Annotated in this window: 6 protein-coding genes; 3 read left to right on the top strand and 3 right to left on the bottom strand. The window is 69.5% G+C overall.

Going from position 1 to position 6,499, the window contains the following annotated elements; all coding sequences use genetic code 11:
* The 3 genes from VGE49_RS02955 to VGE49_RS02945 all read left to right on the top strand — a co-directional run.
* Window positions 1–748: class I adenylate-forming enzyme family protein (locus VGE49_RS02955; RefSeq protein ID WP_331033094.1), on the top strand; the 748-nt coding region annotated here is incomplete at its 5' end.
* Window positions 745–1,689, top strand: coding sequence for an NAD(P)H-dependent flavin oxidoreductase (locus VGE49_RS02950; protein ID WP_331033093.1), 945 nt, complete (start codon window positions 745–747; stop codon window positions 1,687–1,689). The genes VGE49_RS02955 and VGE49_RS02950, both read left to right, overlap by 4 nt.
* Complete coding sequence (locus VGE49_RS02945; protein WP_331033092.1) at window positions 1,686–2,171, top strand: PaaI family thioesterase; 486 nt, start codon at window positions 1,686–1,688, stop codon at window positions 2,169–2,171. Before VGE49_RS02950 ends, VGE49_RS02945 begins: the two co-directional genes overlap by 4 nt.
* 21 nt (window positions 2,172–2,192) lie before the next feature.
* On the opposite strand, the gene VGE49_RS02940 is transcribed toward VGE49_RS02945, so the two are convergent.
* The 3 genes from VGE49_RS02940 to VGE49_RS02930 form a co-directional block, all read right to left on the bottom strand.
* Window positions 2,193–3,413, bottom strand: coding sequence for an acetyl-CoA acetyltransferase (locus VGE49_RS02940; RefSeq protein ID WP_331033091.1), 1,221 nt, complete (start codon window positions 3,411–3,413; stop codon window positions 2,193–2,195).
* Window positions 3,414–3,430: 17 nt separating this feature from the next.
* Window positions 3,431–5,293: an AMP-binding protein gene (locus tag VGE49_RS02935; protein WP_331033090.1), complete on the bottom strand. Its 1,863-nt coding sequence runs from the start codon at window positions 5,291–5,293 to the stop codon at window positions 3,431–3,433.
* Window positions 5,294–5,364: 71 nt separating this feature from the next.
* Window positions 5,365–6,499: carotenoid oxygenase family protein (locus VGE49_RS02930; protein ID WP_331033089.1), on the bottom strand; the 1,135-nt coding region annotated here is incomplete at its 5' end.

The following is a 6,499-nucleotide window of genomic DNA, read 5'->3' as shown; positions in this document are numbered from 1 at the left end:
GCCCCTGTCGGAATGGATGGTCCGCACCTTCCACGAGAAATACGGCGTCCAGATCGTCAACTATTTCGGCTCCAACGAAGGCGCCTCCTTCCCCAGCGCCCAGAAGGACGTGCCCGACGCCGCCGAACGCGCCGTCCTGTTTCCGCGCCTGGGCGACGGCTTTGAATGGAAGGCCCTGCTGCACGACCGCATCTTCACCCGCCTGGTCGATCCCGAGACCGAGCAGGAGATCACCGAGCCGGGCCTTCCCGGCGAGCTGCGGGTCAAGGGCGCGACGGTCTTTTCCGGCTATTGGCGCGCGCCCGAGATCAACGCCCGCGCCTTTGACGGCGACGGCTGGTTCCGCACCGGCGACCTGTTCGAACTGGCCGGCGACCGGCTGCAATTCTATCGTTTCGTCGGGCGTCTGAAGGACGTCATCATCCGCGGCGGGATGAACATCTCCTCCGAGGAGATCGAGGGCCATCTGATCGGCCACCCGGCCGTGGCCGACGCCGCCGTGGTCGGCGCGCCCGACCCGAACCTGGGCGAGCGTCTGTGCGCCTTCGTCGTCTTCAAGCCCGGTCAGAGCGCCGACCTGGGCGACATCAACCGCTTCCTGACCGGCGACAAGCACGTGGCCGTCTACAAGCAGATCGAACGGCTGGAGGTCATAGACGTCCTGCCGCGCAACCCCGTCGGCAAGGTGCTGAAGCGCGAACTGCGCCAGTCCCTGGGCGACCAATCCGGACACCTGAAATCCGCATGACCACCTTCCCCCACCCGATGCGCCTGCCCGTGATCGCCGCGCCCATGTTCCTGGTCAGCGGGCCGGAACTGGTCATCGCCGCCTGCAAGGCGGGCGTCGGCGGCGCCTTTCCCACCCCCAACTGCCGGACAGTCGCCGACCTCGACGCCTGGATGGGTCAGATCACCGACGCCCTGACGCCCGGCGACGGCCCCTGGGTCGCCAATCTGATCACCCACTCGACCAACGCCCGTCTGGCCGAGGATCTGGCCCTGGTGGCCCAGTACAAGCCGCCCATCGTCATCACCGCCCTGGGCTCGCCCAAGCCGGTCATGGAGACGGTCAAGGCCTATGGCGGCCTGGTCTTCGCCGACGTGGTCAACATGGCCCTGGCCAGGAAGGCGGCGGACGCGGGCGTGGACGGCCTGGCCTGCATCAGCGCCGGCGCCGGCGGCCACACCGGCCACCTGTCGCCCTTCGCCTTCGTCTCGGCGGTGCGCGAGTTCTTCGACGGCTGGCTGACCATCGGCGGGGGCATCGCCGACGGCGCGAGCGTGGCCGGCGCGATCGCGGCGGGAGCCGACATGGTCTATATGGGCACCCGCTTCCTGGCCGCCGCCGAGAGCCGGGCGCAGGACCCCTACAAGCAGATGATCGTGGATTGCGGGCCGGACGACCTGATCGTCTCATCGGCCATCACGGGCACCCCCGCCTCGTGGTTGAAGCCCAGCCTGCGCGCGGCGGGCATGGACCCGGACGCGCTGGGCGGCCCCATCACCCGCGACTATTCCGGCGACGCCGCGCACAAGCGTTGGCGCGACATCTGGGCCGCCGGTCAGGGCCTGCAAAAGGTCGGCGCCGTCGAGCCGACCGCCGTCGTGGTGGACCGGCTGGAGGCCGAATACCGCACCGCCGCCGCCCGCTTCGCCGGGCTGACCGCGCCCCGGAGCCCCGCCGCATGACCGCGTCGCCCCCGATGATCCAGCCGCCCGCCTTCGCCCTCGACCCGGCGCAGAGCGGGCTGGAGCTGGCGCGGCGCTGGATCGAAACCGTCTGGCCGGGCGGCTTCGTCAACCGCCTGGCCGCCCGTCCGGTCGAGGCGGCTGAAGGCTTCATGCGGGTCGAGTGCGACATCGACCCCGGCCACTCCAACTTCGTCGGCCTGGTCCATGGCGGGGTGACGGCGGCCCTGGTCGACATCGTCGGCGGCGGGGCGGCCATGACCCTGCTGAAGCCGGGCGAGTTTCTGCTGTCCACCGACCTGTCGATGCGCTTCCTCAACGCCGCCCCGATCGGCTGCGGACGGCTGATCGCCGAGGGGCGCGCGGTCTATGCCGACCCGCGCAAGGTGGTGGCCGAGGTGACGGTCTCAACGCCCGAGGGCCTGACCATCGCCCACGGCTCCGCCGCCATCGCCATCCGCGTCCGGCGTCGGGACGGCTGAGCCCCCCCGAGGCCTGAGGCTTCAGTCGCGGCCGATCACCAGGCTGACGGTCGTGGTGGTCGAGCCGCCGATGTTCAGGGTCTGGACGTTACGCGCCCCCTCGACCTGACCGCCGCCCGCCGTCCCCGTCGTCTGGCGGAAGGCGTCCAGCGCCATCCGCACCCCGGTCGCCCCGACCGGATGGCCGCAGCCGATCAGACCGCCCGACGGATTGATCGGCAGGCGTCCGCCGATCTCGATATCCCCCGCCTCGACCGCCTTCCAGCTCTCGCCCGGCGCCGTCAGGCCCAGATGGTCGATGGCCATGTATTCGGTCATGGCGAAGCAGTCGTGCGTCTCCACCGCGTCGATCCCGTCCAGCGACAGACCGGCCCGCGCCCGCGCCTCGTCGATGGCGCGTTTGACCTGCGGGAAGACGTAAGGCGCTCCGGCGCTGGCCTCGACCTTGCGGGCATAGCTGATCGGTCCCGAGCGATGGCCCCAGCCCTTGATGCGCGGCAGGCTGTCCAGAGGAATGCCGCGCCGCCGGGCGTAGTCCGCCGCCCGCTCGGCCGAGGCCAGGACCACCATGGCCGCCCCGTCCGTCACCTGGCCGCAGTCGCTCTTGCGCACCCGCCCCTCGATCACCGGATTGGCCTCGTCGTCGGCCGAGAAGCTGGCGTCATTGAAGACATAGTCGCGCGTCTGGGCATTGGGGTTCAGCCTGGCGTTGGCGAAGTTGATCTGGGAGATTCGGCGCAGATGCGCCTCGTCGATGCCGTAGCGACGGTCATATTCGTCGGTCAGTTCCGAAAAGGCGCGCGGCCAGACATAGCGCGCACCCTGATACTCATGCCCGACCCAGGCGGCCGCCCCCAGATAGGCCGCGCCCGTCTCGCCCGGCACATTGCGCATCATCTCCAGCCCCAGCACGGCGGCGGTTCCATAGCGACCGGACTCGATATCCGTCATCGCCGCCAGCAGGGCGATGCTGCCCGAGGCGCAGGCCGCTTCGTGCCGCGAGGTCGGCAGGCCGTCGAAGGCCGGCTCGGCCATGGCGAAGAAGCCGCCCAACTGTCCCTGTCCCGAGAACAGGTCGCCGACGAAGTTGCCGACATGGCCGACCTCGATCTCGTCCGGCGCCATGCCCACGGAATCGAGCCCGCCGTGCAGGGCCTCGGCAAAACCGTCGCCGATCTCCAGTCCCTCGCGGGCCCAGTTGCGTTTGAAGTCGGACTGCCAGCCGCCCAGGATATAGACCATCGGATATTCTCTCTGTTTCAGGCGACGACCACGCCCGGCCCCGGCGGCTCGGCGTAGAGGGCGTCGACCTGGGCCTTGCGGTTGTCGATGACGGCGCGGCGGTTGATGGTGGCCTTGTCCGACACTTCGTGGGCGTTCGGATCGGGCGGCGTGGTCAGGAAGGCCAGCCGGGCCATGCGGGCGCTGGCGCCGTGGGCCGAGGCGTTGTGTGCGGCCAGTCGTTCCCGCGCCGCCTGCGCCAGAGCGCCCGAGGTCAGGGCCTCGGCGACCTCCATGTCCAGCGCCGCCTTGATCCCCGCGGCCGAGGGCCAGGCCAGAACGCCCAGCCACGGCCGGTTGTCGTCGCACAGCACCACCTCGGCGGCCAGGGGCGCCAGGGCCTGCAAGGCCGCCTCGCGCATCTGCGCCCCGAACACCCAGGAGCCGGTCGACAGCTTGAACTGATCCGCCAGCCGCCCGGCGAAGAAGACGCCCTGGGCCGGATCGCCCACGTCGGTCAGGGTCGCCAGATCGCCCATCCGGTAATAGCCGTCCGCGTCGAACGCCTCGGCGGTCCGCGCCGCGTCGTCGTAATAGCCCGCCATGACGTTGGGGCCGCGCACCCGCACCTCGAACTTGTCGGCGTCATGCGGGACCAGCTTCACTTCGACGCCCGGCACCGGCAGGCCCAGTCCCAGTCGGTCGGTGTACTGATGCACCACCATGAAGCCCGCCGTGGTTTCGGTCGCGCCATAGGCCGAGGTCAGCATGATGCGATGGCCGGTTTCCTGCACCGCCATGGCCTGAATCCGGTCGCTGACCGACTGGCTCAGGGCCGCGCCGCCGAACACCATGACCCGCAGGTCCGAGAAGAAGGTCCGGCGCAGCTCGGCGTCAGCTTCCAGCGCGTCGCTCAGCATGGCGTAGCCGGTGGGGACGTTGACGTAGTAGCGCACCGGCAGCTCGCGCAGGTTGCGGATCGAGGCGTCGAACAGACCCGCCATGGGCTTGCCGTCGTCGATGTAGAAAGCCCCGCCCGCCAGCAGAACGGCGCGCAGCACCGCCGCCCCGGCCACATGGTTCCACGGCATCCATCCCAGCATCTGTCCCGACCAGGCATAGCCTTCGCCAATCACCTGGGCGGCCTGGGCGGTGTTGGCGGCGATCGACTTCAGGCTCAGAGGCACGACCTTGGGCAGACCGGTCGAGCCCGAGGTCATCATGAACTGGGCGACCTGCTCAGGGTGCAACCCCTCGATGCTCGCGGCGACATCTGGGCCAGGCCGTGTCGCCATGACCTCGGCCAGAGGCAGGCTGGGGCGGGTCAGCGCCTCGGGCGTCGCGGTGATGACGATGGCGTCGCCCAGGTCCAGGGCGTCGATCGCGCCCGCTACCATGCGCGCGTCCTCCACCAACAGGATCGACGGCTTCAGACTGCGAATGACGTGGTTCAACCGCCCCAGATCGCCGCCCAGCAGGGCGTAGTGGGCGCTGACCGGCGCGGTCGGCACGCCCGCCGCCATGGCCCCGAACAGGAAGGCCGCCATGACCGGGCTGTTGGCGCCCATCAGCATCAGCGGCCCGCCGGTATGCTGCGGATGATCCAGCAGCCACTGGGTCACGGCGTCCATGCGGCGCTTCAGACCGGCGTAGTCCAGCGTGGACCAGGCCCCGCCCTGGGCCGGATCGCGCCGCGCCAGGGCCGTCTCCGCCCCCCGGCGCGCCGCTACCCCGGCAAAGGCGCGCGGCAGGTTCCAGTCATGGTCGGCCAGAGCCACGCGCGAGCGCATCACCAGCGCCCCGTCCGCCTCGCGCCGCACGTCCAGATCGACGGGCATCAGTCCCGCGTCGCGAAAGCCTGCGGTGCGCCACTGCTCCGACACCTGATCCGATGCGTCCATGAAAGCCTCCCGGTCGCCGCCTCAAGACGGTCTGCTAATAAAAGCAAGATGAGACGCAGAACGACGCTGGGTCAAGCCGCGTCGGCCGCGCCTGCCTCAGCGGTCAGGAAGCGGCGGTCGGCCCAGCAGGCGTGGGTGCCGGAACTGATCTTGTGCGGCAGGGCGATGCGGCAGACGGGGCCGTCCTCGAACCGCTTGCAGTCGATCAGGATGCACTCCGACCGGCCCGCGTTCTCGTCGATGATGAAGCTGACCAGATAGCCGTCGTCCTCGTCCGTCGCCCCGATGCGCGGCGCGAACGGCGCCTCGCTGGCGTAGCGCCCGTCGGGCAGGGTCACGGTCCAGGATTCGCCGGTCTTCAGGTCGTGCTTGATGAAGCCGTTGAACAGGAACCAGCCCGGCTTGGTCGTGGTGCTGAAGGCGTAGCGATAGGGCTGGCCGGCGAACTGCTGATTGATGGTGCCGAACTCGACCAGCCGGTCGTCCAGCCGCTCTTCCTTGGTCGTCCCGTCGGCCAGATTGAAGCGCCAGCGGTGCAGTTTCGGACGGAAGCTGTTCTCGTCGACGAAGGCCATCATGTGGGCGTGCTCGGCGTAGATCTCGGGCAGGTCGCCCAGCGGGTCCGGCATAGGCTTTTCCTGGAAATAGCCGTCCATGACGATCTCGTCGCCCTCCTCATAGGCGTTGAGGAAGTGCAGCACATAGGTCGGCGCCGCCTCGAACCAGCGAATGTCCTTGGCCTCGCCATAGCGGGGAATGACGGCGAAGCGCGACGGCATGTCGGGGCGATAGCGCACGGCGTGATAGCCCGCCTTCAACGCCTTCTCGTCCCAGAACAGCGGGAAGTCGTTCAGGATCGTGTAGTTCTCGCTGAAGATCATGTCGTGCGGCAGACGCGCGCCCGGCAAGGGGATGGGCGTGTAGTGCGTCCGCCGCCCGTCCCGGCCGACCACGCCGTAATACATGTAGGGCGCGTGCTTCGAGTAGTTGAAGAACAGCAGCTCGCCGGTCCGCTCGTCCACCCGCGCATGGGCCGAGACCCCGTCCAGCGGCGCCCAGGGCGCTACGCCCTGATCCTCCAGCGAGGTCGGGTCCAACTGATAGGCCTCGCCGCACTGGTAGAAGGTCGCCAGCGCCTTGCCCGCATGGACCACCACGTCGGTGCTGGCCGAATCCTTGATGCCGCCATGGGCGCCGAAGCCGGGG

The organism is Brevundimonas sp., assembly GCF_036405315.1.
Lineage (GTDB): Bacteria > Pseudomonadota > Alphaproteobacteria > Caulobacterales > Caulobacteraceae > Brevundimonas.
The sequence above is the reverse complement of the archived record's forward strand: the minus strand, read 5'-3'. Positions and strand labels throughout refer to the sequence as shown.

Bases quoted from the DNA above. Each gene is read 5' to 3' on its own strand.
- VGE49_RS02950 (WP_331033093.1), top strand. From the start codon at position 745: ATGACCACCTTCCCCCACCCGATGCGCCTGCCCGTGATCGCCGCGCCC.
- VGE49_RS02945 (WP_331033092.1), top strand. From the start codon at position 1,686: ATGACCGCGTCGCCCCCGATGATCCAGCCGCCCGCCTTCGCCCTCGAC.
- VGE49_RS02940 (WP_331033091.1), bottom strand. From the start codon at position 3,413: ATGGTCTATATCCTGGGCGGCTGGCAGTCCGACTTCAAACGCAACTGG.
- VGE49_RS02935 (WP_331033090.1), bottom strand. From the start codon at position 5,293: ATGGACGCATCGGATCAGGTGTCGGAGCAGTGGCGCACCGCAGGCTTT.